The sequence below is a fragment of the Vibrio ulleungensis genome, from assembly GCF_016900875.1.
Taxonomy (GTDB): domain Bacteria; phylum Pseudomonadota; class Gammaproteobacteria; order Enterobacterales; family Vibrionaceae; genus Vibrio; species Vibrio ulleungensis.
In genome coordinates, this window is the sequence record NZ_JAFEUM010000001.1 from 605,223 (window position 1) to 623,455 (window position 18,233).

Genomic DNA, 18,233 nt, shown 5'->3' on the forward strand with positions numbered 1-18,233 from the left:
AGGGCGCTATGAAATCTATCGCATGCGTAGGAATGGCTGTTGCGGATCTGATTGTCGGTCCTACTGAATCATTCCATTTTACTCAAGATGTGACCCTGCTAGATACGGTGACGACCAAGCCGGGGGGTGACGCTGCTAATGTCGCGCTTAACCTCGGCGCTATGGGCGTGCCGGTGAGTTTACACACAAAATTAGGAAGCGACCTTTTTGGCGACTGGCTGATCAACACTTATGCGGGAGAAGGCGTCGATACCCAGTACGTCAACCAAACAGACGGTGACTCAACCGGTGTTGCCATTGCTCTGGTGGATAAGCACGGTGAGAGAGTCTTTTTATACCGTGGTGGGGCCGTTGACAGTCTGGCGCTAAACGATCTCGATCAGAGTGCAATTTTACATCACGACATTGTTCACTGTAGCGGATTCTTTTTGCTGCCAAGCCTTGAAGAAAAGGGGCTACCCAAACTGTTTGCCAAGGCTCGCGAGCAAGGCGTTAAGACCAGTTTGGATGTGGGGTGGGATAACAGTGGTCGGTGGTTAAAGACCATTGGGCCTATGTTACCCAGCTTGGATTACTTTCTACCAACACTCAACGAAGCCCAACAGATCGCCGAAAAATCAACCATCGAAGAGTGCGCGCAATACTTCGTTGATGCTGGAGTGTCACAGGTTGTGATTAAGGCGGGAGCAAAAGGCGCTTACGCCCATGATGGCCAAATAGGTTTTTGGGTGCACGCACAACCTATTGATGGTGTTGTCGACACGACGGGTGCCGGTGATGGGTTTGTCAGTGGATTTCTAGCGTCAATTGCACGCGGGTTACCCTTTAAAGATGCTGTACACAATGCCAACCGAGCAGGTGCGATAGTGGTTCAGCAATACGGCTCCACAGGCGCAATCAAAAACTACCAACAAATTGAATTACAAGGAAATAATTATGAAGCCGTTGTCTGAGCTACTTAGAGAATATCACCAAAACAGTAAATGCATTATTGGTTTCAATTTCAATGATATCTGGGATGGTAAAGCCATAGTAGCGGTTGCAGAAAAACAGCAGGTGCCGGTGCTTTTGATGGCGTATACCAGCGTGGTGGATGCTTTAGGTCTCGATCTTATTGTATCGATGACTCAAGGGCTGCGAAAAAACGCCACAGTGCCAATTTATCTTCATCTCGACCACTGTGATGATATAGAGCTCTGTTTAGCGGCGGTCGATGCCGGTTTTGACTCGGTGATGTATGACGGCTCTGCGTTAAGTTTGGAGCAAAACATTGAGGGCACTAAAAAGGTGGCTGATTATGCGCACGCTAGAGGTGTAGTGGTTGAAGCTGAAATCGGCAAGATCCGAGGTCGCGGATTTACAGACGGCGATTATCTTGCAGCGGTGAGTGATGTTAAAGCCTTAGCAGAGCAATCAGGTGCGGATCTGATCGCGGTTGGCGTAGGAACCGCGCACGGTTATTACGATGGCGAGCCAGAAATACATTTTGAACGCTTATCGCAAATTAATGACGCTGTTAGTACGCCACTGGTTTTACATGGCGGTACGGGCATCAGCGCCGACGATATTCGCCATTCCATCACCATGGGAATTACCAAAATCAACGTAGGCACGGCCATACATACCACCTATATGCAAACACTTGGGCACGAGATTGAGGTTGATGGATTGTCGGCCTATCCACCACTGACGATGCAACGTGTGCTGCCCAAAATTGAGCAAGAGGTCCAAAAATATACGGACATGCTGAGCTAGACAGTGCCAATGTTGTTGGGGTGCTTGTGTTAGGTGTTAGCAGCTTAACGGCCTTTAGCACTCTATAGGTTCCCCACAACCCACGCGCTTAAACCAGTGGACTGCCCGCTAACGCAGTTCACAGCTAAAAGTTTTTTCAACGACAGAAAGTGACACACTTTTTGGGGGTTACTGCACCCAAAATTTAGCACAAGGAGCCATTATGCCAGTTCAAGAGTCGTCATATTTAGGGCAGTCAGGAGTTTGGATCACCAACTCATCGACCCGGTTGTTTGTTCAAAACTTTGGTGGCATGACTCCCGAGTATTCAAAGCGATTACGCGATAAAGACGGGGAAGTTTGGCTTAACACTCACTGGCAGCCTCACTTTAAGGCGTCTCAATCTGGGTTCATGGATAGTACTGATCCCGAACAATCCAGTTACTGGGGCATTGAATTATTGAGGCAAGCGGCAGGGACATTCCCATGTGCGCCAACGTTTGGCCCAGGCAATGATCAGCTATTACCCCATGGAGATTGCGCCAATACTAACTGGCAACTAAATCGCTGTTATGAAGTGGACGTTGAGTACCAACACAGCCATCACAAGGCCAACATCGCGCATTGGCAGCTGCAAGGGCAGTATCGCCAACTTCAATACCAAAAATGGGATTATTTGTATGCAGACCAGAGTGCGCATTACTGTGTATTGCAGGTCCATAACCCAAATGATCAAGTCGTCGATATTAATCTTGCATGGCATACGACCTTGGGCGCGCCCTTTTTAGAACGTGGATGTCTGGTGTTTAACAACTGCAATCACTTCAAAGTTGCGCCGGCAGGAACCGAGTTTGATCAAACCACTCAATTAGAGCCTAACCTTGAATTTACCGATTTTTCAGCCGCACCGACTAAGTCTGCAAGACATAAAAATTTACACCAGATGGATGGGTACACAGGGCACTCAGATTTCGTGTCAGGCACCACGGATAACCCCGAACTGATGTGGAGCTTGTGTGTTAATCCCTATTTGAATCTGGCGTATTTGTCGGTGATTCCGCTCTCTTCTCTACCTAATCAAGTCAATGCTCAATCGATGAACTATTGGAATCATTGCGGCGGTCGAGACTTTACCCCGTGGGCAGATTATCAAGGAGGCGTTGACCGTACCTACGCGCTCGGGATGGAGGCAGCAATTGGTTCTAGTTGCCAAGGTTTGGAGCATAGCCGAAGCCAACGCACTTACATGGATAAACCCAGCTGCTACGCACTTAAAGCGCAGCAAACTGTCACCTTCCCATGCATTAACAGTTTGTTCGAGCTGACGTCCGATGAACTGGCACTCGCAACAGACTCTACTCAACACCCTACAACCCTCAACACAATTATAGAGGCGGCAGTTATGCGGCATATCGCCATATTAGACCTCTCATTTACCGCTGTAGCGGTAGCGAATAATAACTAGGAGCAAAAGAGATGACACAACTGACTCTAAACCCAAACACCCTGGCTTTTCTTGAAAACAAACCACTGGCGTTTTTTAGTAACGGAGAGTGGCTACGATCGGGTCAAAGTATTGATGTGGTCGATCCGGCAACAAACCAAGCCGTGACACAAATAGCAATGGCGCAGCCGCAAGATATGAATGATGCGGTTAGCCATGCAGAAGTGGCATTTAAGTCGTGGGGAGCAACCGCTCCTGCTAAGCGACAAGCCCTGCTGCAAAAACTAGCGAGCTTGATTCGTCGTGATGAAGATATATTGGCCGAATTAGAATCTATTGATGTCGGTAAACCTAAAGCCGAAGCAACGGGTTTTGATGTGCCTTTTGCGGCCGACAGCTACGACTATTTTGCCACCCTTGCGGTAGAGGCACAGTACGAGGTCGAACTCGGACTGAAAGTCACAGACAGCCACACGGTGAAAAAACCTTATGGTGTAGCGGCGTTTGTTTTCCCTTGGAACTTCCCGTTCACTTTGTGTGCTTGGGGGATTGCTCCTGCACTTGCTGCGGGTAATACAGTGGTGATTAAACCTGCCTCTGAGACTCCGTTATCGACACTATATTTGGCCAAGTTAGCTGAAGAAGCGGGTTTTCCTAAGGGCGTAATCAATGTTCTTCCAGGCAGCGGCTCTGTTGCGGGTGAAGCCCTAATTTCTGACTCACGCATTAAGCTGATGTCATTTACCGGGTCAACGGCGGTAGGCCGTCATATTGGTGAAGTCTGTGGCCGTAATCTAGTGCCAGCAAAATTAGAACTAGGCGGTAAAGGCGCAGCCATTATTTGCAGCGACGCAGACGTGGACGCTGCTGTAGAAGGACTGACAGGGGCAATAACGCTCAATGCTGGACAAGTGTGTTGCACCGCATCGCGATGGTATATCCATGATGATATCTACGACGAATTTGTTGCCAAAGCAAAAGTGGCATTTGAATCGATTGTATTGGGACGCGGTTTAACTGAAAGCGCGCAGATGGGCCCCATCTGTACTGAAAAACAGTTAGCCAAGATTTTTGAATGCATTGGCGATGCTCAGGCTCATGGTGCGACTATTGTCACTGGAGGTGTGCGACCTAGCGACGAAAGCTTGAGTGATGGCAACTACATCACGCCAACGCTTTTGGCCGGTGCCGATGATAACCCGTGGGCCATTGAAGAAATCTTTGGTCCGGTCTCGTTCTTGCTGAAGTTTAACGACGAGCAGGAAGTGATAGAGCGCGCTAACCGCAACCTCTATGGTTTGGCTAACAGTGTGTGGTCCCAAGACCTTGCTAAAGCCAAAGTGCTTGCGCATCAGTTAGTTGGAGGGAACAGCTGGATCAACGCTCACAACGTGTTTGAGTATGGCCTGCATTATGGCGCCTGTAATAAGAGTGGCTGTGGGGGTGGAGTAAACAGTAAAGCGACCTTTGAAGGTTACTTACGCCATCAATCTGTTGCCGCAGTGCGCTAAGGAATTCGCATGATTTTGGACATACTGCAGCAACACGATGTGGTCTCTAAACAGCATGCGACAGCAACCCCGCTTACGGGCGGGGTAAGCTGCGAGATCTATCTGATAGAGGACCAGCAGCGCCGTTTTGTTGCCAAGCGAGCGCTGGCCAAACTGAATGTAGAGCAAGAATGGTTTGCAAATACCAATCGCAATATCTTTGAGCAACGCTACTTGACCTATGTTGGGGATAGGCTGCCTAACTATGTTCCTAAAATTTTGAACTCGTTAGAAGAAGAGCAACTTTTTACTATGGAGTATCTTCCTGCCGAGTACAAAGATTGGAAAAAGCGTTTAATGGTTGGAGAGTGCTCGGTTGAAGTAGCAAGCCGTATTGGGCAAGCATTAGGGGATATTCACGCCTTGAGTTGGGACGACAGCAATGTCCAAGCGCTGTTTGATTCGGACGAAAATTTCTACCAATTACGTCTTGAGCCCTATTTTGAATCGTTAATTTCTAATCATCCAAGTTTAGCTCCACAGATCACTGCATTGATAGAGCGAGTAGCAACCAATAAACGCTGCCTAGTACACGGTGACTTTAGTCCCAAAAATATTTTGGTGTCCGCTAAGGCAATCAAAATAGTGGACTGCGAAGTTGCTTGGTTTGGCGATCCTGCTTTTGATGTGGCCTTTATGCTCCATCATCTTCTGCTCAAAGCGCACCATTTTGGTCAGTCAGACTATTGCGCATTGGCGCAACACTTCTTCGATGCCTATCAAAACGCACTGGGATCATCCCATTATTCCCAACTTGAACCACAACACATAGTTACCCTGTCACTTTACATGTTGTTAGCAAGGCTCGATGGAAAATCGCCAGTTGAATACCTTAATGCAGATAAAAAGGCCCAGATTAGACAATGGATATTATCGCAATTGGCCCATCCGGCCTCTTCTGTGGAACAGCTAATTTTAGGAGTAAAAAACGATGTACATTAAACAGATAGACGCCTACCAAATTTTTGACTCTCGTGGTCAGCCTACACTAGAAACCGTTGTTACCTTAGACGATGGAACGCATGGTGTGGGCATGGTGCCTTCGGGCGCCTCTACAGGCCAGTTTGAAGCTTTAGAAATGCGTGATGGTGACCTGTCTCGCTTTAAGGGACAATCGGTATTTAAAGCGATTGAGCACGTAAAAGGCGAGCTGCAACAAGCGCTTATTGGCAAATCTGTACAAAAGCAATCTGACATCGACAGTCAAATGTGCGCGTTAGATGGCACTGACAATAAATCGAGATTAGGTGCCAATGCTATTTTATCTGTGTCGCTTGCCGTTGCTGATGCACGAGCAAAGGCACTCAAGCTACCACTTTACAAGTCGCTCGCACCACAAGGCTCAGGGACTTTGTTGCCGTTACCCGAGATTCAGTTAGTAGGTGGTGGTGCACACGCGCAGTGGCGCACCGATATTCAAGACTTCTTGATCATTGTGAATGGCGCAACAACTTATCAAGACACCCTAGAAGTGACGTTTAATATCTATCGCACTGCCGAAGCTCTTCTTAAAGAGCGGGGTCTGTTGGCTGGCGCCGCTGACGAAGGGGGCTTTTGGCCAACGTTTGACAATCATCAAGCTATCTTTGAGTTTGTGGTTGAAGCCATTACCACAGCGGGTTATGAACCTGGCAAAGAGGTCTCAATTTCACTGGATATTGCTGCCAGTGACCTCTATCGAGACGGCCTCTATCATTTACCTCTGGATGGTAAAAGCTACACTTCTGAGCAGTTTTTGCAATTGATGTTGGATTGGTGCGAGACCTATCCAGTGCTATCGATAGAAGATCCGTTTGCCGACACAGACTTTGACATGTGGCGACGATTTACTGAGCAAGTAGGGGACCGAATTCAAGTCATCGGTGACGATCTCTTTACCACCAATATTGCTCGTATTAAACAGGGCATAGACCAAAACTTAGCTAATAGTGTGCTGATTAAACTTAACCAGATTGGCACGGTCACTGAAACACTAGAGGCGATTGCAATTACGCAGCAAGCAGGATGGTTGCCAGTTGTTTCTGCTCGCTCAGGCGAAACGGAAGATGCCTTTATATCTCACCTTGCGGTCGCAACCGACGCAGGGCAACTAAAAGTGGGCTCATTTACTCGTAGCGAGCGCATGGTGAAGTGGAATGAGGTAGTTCGCATTGCGCAGCAACTAGGCGAAAGCGCGCGATTTGAAGGAGGCACAATATACGCTAAGTTGTCTAAGACCAGTAGTGTGGTGTAAGCAGCTGCTAAGAATGACGCGCAATGTTGGGCTTTGATTGGCCTAACATTGCTTTTTTTAGCAAACCTATGTGCTCTAGTATGGCATCGTAGGTAGAAAGGCATATCTTGATAAATCAGTTTTTGTTCATTTGAGTTTTGCGCTAATACTGATTGTTATCCTTGCTCAATTAATCCGGCAAGCATCTTGAGCTAAACTAAGGTACAACATTACTTCTCAATCTAGCGATTACACATCATGACTAAGTGGACGCTCACTACAAATTTCTTAGCCCGTTTTTTTAAAAGTAATCATTATTTGGTTATTAGTGAGTTAGGTATTGAAGTAGAGAGCTCTACAGGAAAAAGCTTATTTAAGTGGGAACAAATTGAATCGCCACCATCCCTGGGCGTATCTCTTACTGGAAGTTATCTGGCATTCAAAATTGGAGGTGACCATCATCATTACTCGATGCTTGGTTTTACCGACTCATTCAAACGTAAACATCAACTTTTTCCTTTGTGGGCAAATAAAAATGCTGGCCGTCTTGATGCGTTTTTGTCAGCTATAGAGATCCAATGTACGACTCGATATTTAAGAGACTCTTCAATTGTTAGGATTACAGATTTTGTAAGTAAGGAATTTAAACGCTGGCACGGATGGGAGGAAGCTAACGGCCTCTCAACTAAGGCTCGCGAAACAGCCGAAACTCTCTGCAGTATCAATCGATGGGATCAACCTGAACTTAAGCGAATTCGAGATGAGTATATTTCCGTTCAGCTAGAAAAGTATCAGATGTATTTTGACAATGTAGAGTCAAACCCGCTTACCGATAAGCAAAGAATCGCGTGCGTTACAGATAACGATAACAATCTTTTGTTGGCAGGCGCTGGTACAGGAAAAACCAGTGTTATGGTTGGCCGTACAGGATATCTATTAAAAAGTAGACAAGCAAAACCTGATGACATTCTTTTGCTGGCATACGGCCGCATTGCTGCTTTGGAGATGGACGAGCGTATCAAAAGCAAGCTCCATGTTGAGAACGTCAAAGCCAGCACTTTTCATAGTTTAGGTATGCAAATTATTACGGAAGTTGAAGGTACTGCTCCTCAACTCTCACCTCTCGAAGGTGACTTAAAGGCAAAGACCCAATGGATGAACAATGAAATTGCAAATCTAATGCATAAGAGGCGCTATAGAAAAGCGTTACTCGACTATTTCAGTTCGTACTATTTTGTCGAAAAAGATCCTTTCAAATTTAAGTCTCAAGGAGAGTACATTAAGTACTTGCACGATAATGACATTAGAACGTTGAAGGGTGAGCAGGTTAAAAGCTTTGGGGAAATGGTTGTTGCTAATTGGCTCTACAGAAAAGGAATCAACTATGAATACGAAGCCAAATATCGAATAGATGTAGCTACGCATGAGTATCGCCAATACGAGCCAGATTTCTACTTGCCAGAGTACGATATTTACATTGAGCACTATGGCATTGATGAAAATGGAAATGCGCCGCCTTACATAGACAGTGAGAAATATCGCAGTGGAATTGAATGGAAAAGAAATACTCATAGAAAGTATGGAACAGGCTATGTGGAAGTCTTCTACCACCAACATAGAAAAGGAGTGATGGAGCTAGCCTTGGAGGAAGAGCTGCAGATACGGCAGGTAAACGCAGCACAACAGTCAGATGATATAGTCCTAAATGAACTTGAACAAATGGGGCAGGTAATAGAGTTAGCTCGTTTGTTTGGCTCTTTGGTGGATATGTATAAAGCAGCCCACTTGAATGACGCTGGGGTGAAAAATGTTATCAAGTATTCTAGTGATCCTAAGCAGACGTCTAAAGCTTTAGAGCTTGTAATGCCTCTTTATCAACGTTATCAAGAATATCTCGCAGAGCATGGTTATATAGACTTCAACGATATGATTTCAAAATCGTTAGACTATGTTCAGTCTGGTAAGTTTAAGTCACCATGGAAATATATTCTTGTTGATGAGTTCCAGGATATATCTGAGCCAAGGGCAAGATTAGTTAAAGCTTTACGCGATAATGCTGAAAATAGCTCCTTATTCTGTGTGGGTGATGACTGGCAAGCGATCTATCGCTTTAGCGGAGCTGATGTTCGTTTAACAACTGATTTTGAACAGTACTTTGGTACGACTTCTAAAACTACGTTGGACAAGACCTTTCGCTTCAATAGTGCAATTGGTAGTGTTGCAACTAAGTTTGTTACTCAAAATCCAGTACAACTTAGAAAAGAGATTAGCTCGTTAGTAGAACTAATTCATCCTGCTATAAGTATTATTCGCCAAGGTGATGAAGAACAAGGTATATCGTCCCTGGATAAAGCGCTCACCTCTATATCGAACTTGGTTGCAGCGTCTAAAAAAACTAGTGAAAATAAGGTCTACCTTTTATCTAGGTATTGGCATAAGCTGCCAGATGCCAATTATTTGAAGTGGTTACGACAACGCTATCCAACACTAAATTTAGAAAACCTTTCATTTCATGCTTCGAAGGGTAAAGAAGCAGATTACGTAGTAATTTTAGGCCTAGGGTCTGGAAAACATGGTTTTCCTTCAGAGAAGCAAATCCCTCCTCTTATAGAAGCCTTGTTACCTCAAGGAGATGAATTTAAACATGCAGAAGAGCGAAGGTTGTTTTATGTGGCAATCACTAGAGCGAGGCATAAAGCTTATCTACTTGTAGATATGACTGATCCAAGCGATTTCATATTAGAGCTAATGAACAACTCATATCTGGTAGAAGTTGATGAGTTTGATGTGTCATTGGTTCAGTTGGAGGCAGAGAAGATAATTTGCGGCTCCTGTAAAGTAGGAACGTTACAACCACGAAGCGGAAAATATGGACGTTTTATGTCTTGTTCTTTGTTTCCTAGGTGCAAAAACAAAGAGACACAGTGTGATAAGTGTGGGAGTCCTATGAGTCGTTCGATTAAAGAGGGCTTTCAAGTTTGTATTGATTCTAATTGCGCTTATGAACGACCAGTATGTCAAAACTGTGGGAGTGAAATGAAACTGCGTCATGGAAAATATGGTGCTTTCTGGGGATGTTCCACATATCGTAGAAATGTCGAGGACAACTGTTCTTTCAAAATAAGCTGTTAATTGATTAACTACTCTTAGTGCGATGTTCATTTACTGGTGATTAGGAGCAAGACCGATAAGAGTAAATAGGACCAAAATTGATCGTCACTTTTATGCGCACGATTCACGAAACCAATCTCCCACGACATCAATGATGTCCTGCTGCAACGTCTTTTTCACAGCGCTTGAAGGGTAAAGCAGCACGTAACCTAACCGGCCTGATTGCAAAGCAAAGTCGAGGTCCAGAGGCACCAGCTGCTTGTGATCTTGTTCTACCAGGTACGTAGGCAACAGGCTAAACCCTTCTAACTCTAGAAGCTTAATCAGTGCCATAGGGTCACTCACTGAGCTTGTTTGAGATGAAATGAGAGTTTGCTGACCAAACAGGCTTTGTTCTAAATCTTCGAGCAAAAATTGCCTATGAAGCTGTAGCTCTGGCAGCGAAAGTTGTTTCTCGCTGGCAAGCGGCGAGCTTTGGTGTGCGTAGTACTTGAACTCGGGATAACCCAAGTTAATAAAGCTGACACCGCTATCTGGATGGAGCGCCCCTTGGTTGAGCGTAATGCAAAAATCGGCTTGTCCTTTTACCAACAACTCTAACGCCGTTTTGCGTGAACGTGATAGCCAGTTAATGACTGTCATTGGATGGTTGGAGCGGATCGCGGCGTCCATTTTTTGTATTGCTAAGCTTGAAATGGACGAATCATGGCAGATTGTGATTTGCGTCTTATCGCCCAAATGCAAGCTGTCGGTTGCTGATTCAAGGGCGTTCATTTGATAGATGATTAGTTTGGCCGCGCGCACCAAACTCTCTCCTTGCTCAGTTAATTTTGGTGCTTTTTTATTTCTCTCAAATAACTCAATACCCCAATCTATTTCGAGATCGGTGACTTGCCGATGCAGGGTTGAACGGTCTTTGTTGAGTTTCCTTGCAGCCTTACTGAACGAGCCGTGTTCGGCCACCGACACGAATGCGCTTAATTGGTCAAATGAGGCTCTTGGCATAGTACTAGACTCCAAAACTCGACTAAGTATGTTGCAGATTATACAACAGATGTGGTTTTTGTTGTTGGAGATAACTGTTTAAAGTCTTTTCAGAATTAAAACCTTTATAAGGCGACATAATGAAAAGCAGCAAAAGTAAATTAATGGTAGCGCTGATGGCTGTAACCAGCGCCGCGACATTCGCAACAACGGCAGAAGCATGCTCTAGGATCCTGTGGGAAACCGACAATCACGGCGTTTTTGTGAGTCGCACGATGGACTGGATGGAAGCAAACCAACCTACCATCGAAGTCCGTCATGCTGGACAACAATACAAAGGGCACAGTAGCGAACTAGGTAAAACTTGGACGTCTAAATACGCATCGATCGGTATGACACTCTATGGCATGGGCCTCGTTGACGGGTTTAATGAAGTTGGTTTTTCTGCTAATGGTCTGTTTTTAGATGAAGAGTCGACGGGTGATTTAAGTGGCGATCTAGCGCAAGTGTCAAACGCGATATTCGTGGCCTACCTACTTGATAATTTCGCTAGCGTGGAAGAAGCGCTAGAGAACATACATGACATTGAAATCCAACAATTTTCGCATAATGGACACTTTATGCGCGGTCACTACTCGATTCAAGATCAAAGCGGAGATTCTGCAATTCTTGAGTTTCTCGATGACGGTTGGACTATCTACCATGGTAAGCAATACGATGTCATGACCAACAGCCCGACGTTCCAAGAGCACCTTACCAATTGGGATCAAGCGCAGCCAACCGCTGACGATGTGGTTGATGGTGTATTCCCAGTTCCGGGAAATATCAACTCTGCGCAGAGATTTGTGTGGAACAAATACATGAAATCGCAACTGACCGAGCCATCTAGTTATACAAACGGATTGGCAAAAATAGACAGTGTTACTTATAAAATCCCACTGGATGCGGCAAACCGTGCGGATGCTGCAGGTGTCATGCGTGGCTATGCAACCATCTACTCTGTAGGTTACAACCTGGATCAGAAAGTGATGCAAGTGCGCTATCAATTTGGCGATGCTTACACCCATTTCTTTGTTGATTTTAACGCGCTCAACGATGGCAAAAATTACGCCATTGATGCAGATAACCCAGAGCTGTTTGGTGATGTGACTGAGCAATTTACTCAAAGCACGGGTGTCATGGCCAACTATGTAACTCGCCACCACGCGGGCTAGCCCACGAAAGACCTCTCAAAGTGTTTGATACATCGACAACACAGCACTTGCTGTGTTGTCACTTTGTATTCCATCAAACGATCCTATGAAATAACCCTCAAGAGGCCCTATGCCTCTTACCTCGGACAGTACAATGATTTCTAAACGCCTGATACCACTGGTATCACTTTCACTTATGTCACTTCCTTGTTTGGCTGACGCAACCGACAACGACATCGATCCATCTGATCTTACTAAGGTCTATACACAAGCTGCGCTCATGGTGAGTGGTAACAGTAATGTTATGCCTGTAGCTATGGTGTCGGGAGGCTATAACAATGGTCATCAATTTGCTCTTCTCGCAGAAGCAAAGTTTGGTAGTACAGGGGACAACGCAGATAATGAATTTGGGTTGGAATACGGTTCTTCTCGTTTCCAATACTTCCAAGTTGCAGACACCGGAAGCAGTTTTATGCCACGAGCTGGACTCTCTGCTGATTACATAAACGTTCGCAGCAACCAGGTCGATTCTGACTTACTCGCGCTAGGTGGGGTAGCCGCGGTTAGCCAACAATACACACCCGGATTTATGCTGTTCCCGCTTGCGAGTTATGTGTATGGGCAAATGGATGTTAGCGGCGTCAAAGACGATGTGGATGGTCTTAGCGTATCTATCGCAGCATCTATTCCTGTAGGTGGAAATGGCGCATTTTTGATGCTTTGGCCAGAGTACCGCAAGTTAAGCGGGACAACGATCGACACCGAGACCATTACGACAAAAGTGATCCTGAACGCACCGCTAACCAATAACAAAAAGTGGTGGATAAACACGCGTATTGAACTGGACAACTCACACTTAAAGGTGGCGGGTAATACACTCGCCAATCAGTCGCACTCCGATGTATACATGGGGATCAGATACTTCTTTTAAGTACAGTCCGAGTTTTGGCAAAGGCTTATTGTTAAGAATTGGATAGGCCTTTCTTTAAGATATTGCGTGCCCAGGGTTAAACTGTTTCGTCTATGTTATGCGTTAGATGAATATCATTCATCTACTTTTATCACTGGATGATGGCATATACTCTCTCTATAGTGAAGATATTGAAAGACGCCGCTAAAGCTTCGCGACATTGAACGAGCGTCATCAACAACGACACACATTGGAACGTGTAACAGACTATAAATTATAGAGGCTACATAGTATGACCAATTTCAAACTGACGACGTTATCCCTTATCCTTTGTACTGCATTTACCGCTCCAGTATTCGCAAACACTTCTAGTGACACGCTTGACGTAACGGCTGAGAATTTTACTCATGCGGAAACGGCTCGTAACTATCGCAACTGGGCAAAAAATGGTGCGACTGAGCAATTTGTAAAAATGCAGGGGTTACCTCCTCGTGGAAAGGCAGCGCCAACCGTTCAAATGAACGATGACACGCTGTATGGCGTAGCCATAGTAAAAGCCGTTGATGGACAGATAACATTTTCAATACCTGAAACCAATAACTATATGGCGGTGCAAGTGGTTACTGAGCGAGGTCATGGCCAACATTATGTGGTTGAAGATGGTCGCTATAACCTTCCAGTTGAATCTGATTATGCGTTCATCATCTATCGTTCTGGGACCGAAAATGGCATTGATAACGCGGCTAGTCAGTTGGATTTGGTTAACGTTCAAGAGTTTAATTTTGCGGTGGACTACGAGGTTCAACCTTACGACTATGATGATGTCGAAGCTTGGGTGAAAAAATACACCCAAGAAGTGAATGGTATGGAGAAGTTTACCTATACCTTCCCAAGAACGTCGGATCAGGTCACCGATCTGCACCAGTGGAATCTGGAAAACGCGGCAGGTTGGGGTGGTGCAAGCCCAGAAGCATTTGTTGGTAATAAATACTCTAACAGCCCAAAATTGAAGTCAGACGTTTGTTATACAACGACGTTCAATGATCCAGAGAATAAGTTTTTCACTTCGATTACCGCCTACGATGGAGATAAATATTTAATCGATGGAGTTAGGCATATTAGCTCTCATTCTTGGGATAAAAACACCGATGGCACGGTCACGGTTTCGTTTAACTGCGGTGAAAGCGCGATCAACAACATAGACACCAAAGGTCATGATTTTACATTTACCAGTCGCCACTACGGTGTGAACCCTGATGTGATGAGTGCTTCTGAAGATCCAATTATTGATGCCTTAACCGTTCACAAATAATAACAGGTCCCAAATAAGAACAGTTCACTCATAAGAACAATGAAGCCCACGTAACCCTGTTGAAATGACAAGGGAGAACGTGGGCTTTAACTATTAAGGGCTTACTGTGTGTTGAACCACAGGCTTGGCAACAATCAGACACTAAATTAGGCTAAATCACGCCAAACCCAGTCAGTCTGAATTGCGCTACTTGGTCCATAGCTTCGCTGGCTCATCAATAGCGTCACCCAGCACACTTTCGATTGGTTGTGCTTATCGTAGCTAACCTTGTAAAACTTATAGGTTAAGTCGGGATCTTGGTATTCCGAACTGAATGGACAGTAAGTTCTGTCAATTTGATCAATTCTCTTTACTTTCCCATTCATGGCGCTGATTTTGTGTTTGATCACCGCCATTCGATCCTTTTCAACCCGATTGGACATTCGCATCAATATCCACACAGACAAACCACCTGCAATGAACACCAGCAAGAACGCTATTTGAATGCTCATACTCATCCCCTCCGTGTCGTGATAAAGGACTACCTACCTATTTATAGGTAGGTTTGGGTGTTATATCAAGCTAGGCACATTAGTAAATTGAGGCAAAACTATCCTGTGTTTCCTAAGCTAAATTTGGTTGTGCGATACGCAAGGTTTTGCTGTTGTGTAGTACAAATGTTGGCGAGTCGAGCAGCCAAATTATGCCTTCATGTTTCCTTGAGGTTTGTTGCCCAAATGGCGCACCATTTTGGGGAGTTTGCACCAATAGGATCGCAATAGCATTGTGAACTCTGCTATTTAACCTATCTAAGGTATTGATAATTAAGGATTAGTAATCATGGCACAATCTTTGGATTATTCACAATGTATTCGCAAGAGCATAATGTTAAGTGGTCCTGTATAGGAACGGTTAACCACAATTTGGAAATAGACATCTAGGGTTCCGGCTGCTGCGCAGTGTCTGGGTCGAGAGTTGTCAACCTCGCAAGGGGTCACACGGAGGGATAGAAGCCCGGGAGATTAAACCAAGCCACTTGGTTATGTCTCTTGTTCCGATATCCCAGTGACTCCAGGAGGAGATTCCAATGAAAGCTCTATTTAAGAAAAGTCTAATCACATCACTTGTCGGTGCGGCGTTACTTACGTCTACCTTTTCTACTTCTGCCCTCGCTCAAGAAAAAGAGAAATTCACATTGGCTTGGTCTATCTACGTTGGATGGATGCCTTGGGATTACGCTGATCACTCCGGTATTCTCGATAAGTGGGCGGAAAAATACGGTATTGAAATCGACGTCGTTCAGGTTAATGACTATATCGAGTCCATCAACCAATTTACCACCGGCCAGTTTGATGCCACGGTAATGACCAATATGGACGCATTAACCATCCCTGCGGCCAGTGGTATTGACTCTACAGCACTGGTTGTGGGCGACTTCTCTAACGGTAACGACGGCATTGTCCTCAAAGGTGACAATGCACTCGAAGACCTTAAAGGGCAGTCGATTAACTTAGTGGAACTTAGTGTTTCTCACTACCTTATGGCGCGTGCGCTAGAGAGCGTAGGACTGAGTGAGCGAGATGTCCGCGTGGTCAACACCTCTGATGCTGACTTAGTCGCAGCATTTAGCACAGACGACGTTTCTTCTGTTGTTACTTGGAACCCTCTTCTTAGCGAAATTACTGCTCAGCCAGACACCTCTTTTGTCTTTGACTCTTCAAATATCCCTGGCGAAATCATCGACCTTTTGGTGGTGAATACCGAGACACTAAACGACAACCCTGCATTGGGTAAAGCGCTTACCGGTGCTTGGTATGAAATCATGGCCATCATGGAGTCACAGTCTCAGGGCGACGAAGCGAAAACCTTTATGGCGCAAGCTTCTGGCACGGATCTCGACGGGTATAAGGCGCAGCTTGCATCGACCAATATGTTTTATTCGGCCAGTGATGCGGTGAGCTTTACTCAAAGCCCTGCACTGGCCACCACCATGCAGAAAGTGAGTGAGTTCTCGTTTGAGCATGGCTTGCTTGGTGAGGGCGCTCCTGATGCTGGATTCATTGGTATAGAGACCCCTGCTGGCGTATACGGTGACGAGAGCAATATCAAGTTGAGATTTACCTCTGAGTACATGCAAATGGCCGCTGACCAGAAGCTGTAATCTCCCTTTAGGTCATTGTCTATGGAGTTTTTATGACCAAGCTCATTAATCGTCGCCCTTCTCGACAGGGAAGAGTGTTCTTGGGTGTGATGCCGTTTCTTATCTTGCTGGCAGTTTATATTGTTGCCTCCGATGCGAGGTTAGCAGCCAACTCGGCGGATAAGTTACTCCCTGCCTTTAGTAGCTTTGCTGACGCCATTGAAAGAATGGCGTTTACGCCAAGCCGTCGTACTGGCGAGTATCTGCTTTGGACAGACACGTTTGCCAGTTTGACCCGCTTAGCGTGGGGAATAGGGCTCAGTGCTTTACTTGGTCTTTGCTTAGGCGTGGCGACCGGGATCATCCCATTGGTGCGCTCATCACTGTCACCGGTGATCACGACCATTTCGTTAATTCCGCCGATGGCAATACTACCCATCTTGTTCATTTCATTTGGTGTAGGTGAAGTGTCTAAAGTGGTGCTGATAGTGATTGGAGTCTGTCCAATCATCATTCGAGATATTCAATTGCGAGTTCAGAGCTTACCCGACGAGCAGTTGATTAAAGCCCAAACGCTAGGCGCCAACAGTTGGCAAATCATCGTCAGAGTCATTTTACCTCAGATCATGCCCAAGTTAATTGAAGCGGTTCGGCTGACATTAGGCAGTGCATGGCTGTTTCTTATTGCCGCAGAAGCCATAGTGGCAACAGAAGGATTGGGCTATCGAATATTTTTAGTTCGACGTTACTTATCGATGGATGTGATTTTGCCTTACGTCATGTGGATCACAGTATTGGCTTATTGCATGGATTGGCTATTGCGCTTGTTATCGAAAAAACTAAGCCCTTGGTATCACCAGACGCAAGGAGAAGAAAATGGCTGATCAACAACCCATCATCGAGATCAATCAAGTGTGGAAAGAGTACGGCAGCAACATCGTACTCGAAAGCCTCAATCTGAGTGTAAACCAAGGTGATTTTATCAGCATTGTCGGTGCTTCTGGTTGCGGGAAAACGACGTTCTTAAACATGCTGCTAGGCACTGAGACCCCTTCTCGTGGAGAGATTCTATTGGATGGGGAACCTCTGAGTCAGGAGCCGGGTGTGGAGCGCGGAATTGTGTTTCAAAAGTACTCTGTTTTTCCGCATTTAACGGCGCTGGACAATGTTGTTCTGGGGTTAGAAGTCGACACTCAAGGCACCTCTTCTCGGCTGTTAGGACGGTTGTTTGGACAACGTAAGCAAGATGCGATCGAGCAAGCAAGAAAGATATTAGATCAAGTTGGGCTTTTGTCTGCTCAAGATAAGTACCCGCACGAGCTATCAGGGGGCATGAGACAACGATTGTCGATAGCGCAAGCACTGATTAAGAAGCCTCGCATCCTGCTGCTCGATGAACCGTTTGGCGCGCTCGATCCCGGCATCCGTAAGGATATGCACGTTTTAGTGAAGTCGTTATGGAAAGAACAAAACTTGACGGTGTTTATGATCACCCATGATTTGAGTGAAGGCTTTCACCTAGGCAGCCGTTTATGGGTATTTGATCACGCCAGAAACGATGAACAAGCGCCAGAACGGTTCGGCGCTCAAGTCACTTTTGATATTCCTACAGAACAAGTTGAACATTCGATGCCTGACTTGATTCAGAAAAAAATCGCATAAAG

15 protein-coding genes and 1 riboswitch are annotated in these 18,233 nt (G+C 45.5%); of the genes, 13 read left to right on the plus strand and 2 right to left on the minus strand.

Translation table 11 applies throughout. The features are described 5' to 3' along the window. Nucleotides 1-8 precede the first annotated feature (8 nt). From JQC93_RS02855 to JQC93_RS02885, 7 genes are all read left to right on the plus strand, one after another. Nucleotides 9-953 carry a carbohydrate kinase family protein gene (locus JQC93_RS02855; RefSeq protein WP_205156944.1) on the plus strand — a complete coding sequence of 315 codons (945 nt, stop codon included), beginning with the start codon at nt 9-11 and terminating at the stop codon, nt 951-953. Next, nucleotides 937-1,755, plus strand: a complete 819-nt coding sequence (locus JQC93_RS02860) for a class II fructose-bisphosphate aldolase (protein WP_205156945.1) — start codon at nt 937-939, stop codon at nt 1,753-1,755. The genes JQC93_RS02855 and JQC93_RS02860 overlap by 17 nt, the downstream gene beginning before the upstream one ends. Before the next feature lie 202 nt (nt 1,756-1,957). After that, nucleotides 1,958-3,199 carry a hypothetical protein gene (locus JQC93_RS02865; protein ID WP_205156946.1) on the plus strand — a complete coding sequence of 414 codons (1,242 nt, stop codon included), beginning with the start codon at nt 1,958-1,960 and terminating at the stop codon, nt 3,197-3,199. Nucleotides 3,200-3,210: 11 nt separating this feature from the next. Beyond that, on the plus strand, nt 3,211-4,689 hold the full coding sequence (locus JQC93_RS02870; protein WP_205156947.1) for an aldehyde dehydrogenase family protein: 1,479 nt from the start codon (nt 3,211-3,213) through the stop codon (nt 4,687-4,689). 9 nt (nt 4,690-4,698) lie between these two features. Beyond that, nucleotides 4,699-5,670, plus strand: coding sequence for a phosphotransferase family protein (locus JQC93_RS02875; protein ID WP_205156948.1), 972 nt, complete (start codon nt 4,699-4,701; stop codon nt 5,668-5,670). Beyond that, nucleotides 5,660-6,961: a phosphopyruvate hydratase gene (eno, locus tag JQC93_RS02880; protein ID WP_205156949.1), complete on the plus strand. Its 1,302-nt coding sequence runs from the start codon at nt 5,660-5,662 to the stop codon at nt 6,959-6,961. Before JQC93_RS02875 ends, eno begins: the two co-directional genes overlap by 11 nt. 237 nt (nt 6,962-7,198) lie before the next feature. Then, nucleotides 7,199-10,072: a UvrD-helicase domain-containing protein gene (locus tag JQC93_RS02885; protein WP_205156950.1), complete on the plus strand. Its 2,874-nt coding sequence runs from the start codon at nt 7,199-7,201 to the stop codon at nt 10,070-10,072. Between the two features lie 90 nt (nt 10,073-10,162). On the opposite strand, the gene JQC93_RS02890 is transcribed toward JQC93_RS02885, so the two are convergent. Further along, the gene (locus tag JQC93_RS02890) at nt 10,163-11,056 is read right to left on the minus strand and encodes a LysR family transcriptional regulator (RefSeq protein WP_205156951.1); all 894 of its coding nucleotides are present in this window, start codon (nt 11,054-11,056) and stop codon (nt 10,163-10,165) included. 119 nt (nt 11,057-11,175) lie between these two features. On the opposite strand from JQC93_RS02890, the gene JQC93_RS02895 reads away from it, so the two are divergent. The 3 genes from JQC93_RS02895 (at nt 11,176) to JQC93_RS02905 (ending at nt 14,450) form a co-directional block, all read left to right on the plus strand. Continuing rightward, nucleotides 11,176-12,249 carry a linear amide C-N hydrolase gene (locus JQC93_RS02895; RefSeq protein ID WP_205156952.1) on the plus strand — a complete coding sequence of 358 codons (1,074 nt, stop codon included), beginning with the start codon at nt 11,176-11,178 and terminating at the stop codon, nt 12,247-12,249. Between the two features lie 133 nt (nt 12,250-12,382). Further along, nucleotides 12,383-13,159: a hypothetical protein gene (locus JQC93_RS02900; RefSeq protein ID WP_205156953.1), complete on the plus strand. Its 777-nt coding sequence runs from the start codon at nt 12,383-12,385 to the stop codon at nt 13,157-13,159. 271 nt (nt 13,160-13,430) lie between these two features. Beyond that, nucleotides 13,431-14,450: a hypothetical protein gene (locus tag JQC93_RS02905; protein WP_205156954.1), complete on the plus strand. Its 1,020-nt coding sequence runs from the start codon at nt 13,431-13,433 to the stop codon at nt 14,448-14,450. A 146-nt stretch (nt 14,451-14,596) separates the two neighbouring features. On the opposite strand, the gene JQC93_RS02910 is transcribed toward JQC93_RS02905, so the two are convergent. Beyond that, on the minus strand, nt 14,597-14,941 hold the full coding sequence (locus JQC93_RS02910; RefSeq protein WP_205156955.1) for a hypothetical protein: 345 nt from the start codon (nt 14,939-14,941) through the stop codon (nt 14,597-14,599). A gap of 414 nt (nt 14,942-15,355) precedes the next feature. After that, a riboswitch (guanidine-I (ykkC/yxkD leader) is annotated at nt 15,356-15,452 on the plus strand. A 64-nt stretch (nt 15,453-15,516) separates the two neighbouring features. On the opposite strand from JQC93_RS02910, the gene JQC93_RS02915 reads away from it, so the two are divergent. From JQC93_RS02915 to JQC93_RS02925, 3 genes are read left to right on the plus strand one after another with little or no spacing between them, the layout of a single operon-like run. Then, complete coding sequence (locus tag JQC93_RS02915; RefSeq protein WP_205156956.1) at nt 15,517-16,590, plus strand: putative urea ABC transporter substrate-binding protein; 1,074 nt, start codon at nt 15,517-15,519, stop codon at nt 16,588-16,590. 32 nt (nt 16,591-16,622) lie between these two features. Then, nucleotides 16,623-17,453 (plus strand): ABC transporter permease, encoded by an 831-nt coding sequence (locus JQC93_RS02920; protein WP_084882344.1) that lies wholly within the window; start codon nt 16,623-16,625, stop codon nt 17,451-17,453. After that, nucleotides 17,446-18,231 (plus strand): ABC transporter ATP-binding protein, encoded by a 786-nt coding sequence (locus JQC93_RS02925; RefSeq protein ID WP_084882345.1) that lies wholly within the window; start codon nt 17,446-17,448, stop codon nt 18,229-18,231. The genes JQC93_RS02920 and JQC93_RS02925 overlap by 8 nt, the downstream gene beginning before the upstream one ends. Nucleotides 18,232-18,233: the final 2 nt, after the last annotated feature.

Excerpts from the sequence above, each read along its gene's own strand:
- JQC93_RS02855 (WP_205156944.1), top strand. The coding sequence starts at position 9 with ATGAAATCTATCGCATGCGTAGGAATGGCTGTTGCGGATCTGATTGTC.
- JQC93_RS02860 (WP_205156945.1), top strand. The coding sequence starts at position 937 with ATGAAGCCGTTGTCTGAGCTACTTAGAGAATATCACCAAAACAGTAAA.
- JQC93_RS02865 (WP_205156946.1), top strand. The coding sequence starts at position 1,958 with ATGCCAGTTCAAGAGTCGTCATATTTAGGGCAGTCAGGAGTTTGGATC.
- JQC93_RS02870 (WP_205156947.1), top strand. The coding sequence starts at position 3,211 with ATGACACAACTGACTCTAAACCCAAACACCCTGGCTTTTCTTGAAAAC.
- JQC93_RS02875 (WP_205156948.1), top strand. The coding sequence starts at position 4,699 with ATGATTTTGGACATACTGCAGCAACACGATGTGGTCTCTAAACAGCAT.
- eno (WP_205156949.1), top strand. The coding sequence starts at position 5,660 with ATGTACATTAAACAGATAGACGCCTACCAAATTTTTGACTCTCGTGGT.
- JQC93_RS02885 (WP_205156950.1), top strand. The coding sequence starts at position 7,199 with ATGACTAAGTGGACGCTCACTACAAATTTCTTAGCCCGTTTTTTTAAA.
- JQC93_RS02890 (WP_205156951.1), bottom strand. The coding sequence starts at position 11,056 with ATGCCAAGAGCCTCATTTGACCAATTAAGCGCATTCGTGTCGGTGGCC.
- JQC93_RS02895 (WP_205156952.1), top strand. The coding sequence starts at position 11,176 with ATGAAAAGCAGCAAAAGTAAATTAATGGTAGCGCTGATGGCTGTAACC.
- JQC93_RS02900 (WP_205156953.1), top strand. The coding sequence starts at position 12,383 with ATGATTTCTAAACGCCTGATACCACTGGTATCACTTTCACTTATGTCA.
- JQC93_RS02905 (WP_205156954.1), top strand. The coding sequence starts at position 13,431 with ATGACCAATTTCAAACTGACGACGTTATCCCTTATCCTTTGTACTGCA.
- JQC93_RS02910 (WP_205156955.1), bottom strand. The coding sequence starts at position 14,941 with ATGAGCATTCAAATAGCGTTCTTGCTGGTGTTCATTGCAGGTGGTTTG.
- JQC93_RS02915 (WP_205156956.1), top strand. The coding sequence starts at position 15,517 with ATGAAAGCTCTATTTAAGAAAAGTCTAATCACATCACTTGTCGGTGCG.
- JQC93_RS02920 (WP_084882344.1), top strand. The coding sequence starts at position 16,623 with ATGACCAAGCTCATTAATCGTCGCCCTTCTCGACAGGGAAGAGTGTTC.
- JQC93_RS02925 (WP_084882345.1), top strand. The coding sequence starts at position 17,446 with ATGGCTGATCAACAACCCATCATCGAGATCAATCAAGTGTGGAAAGAG.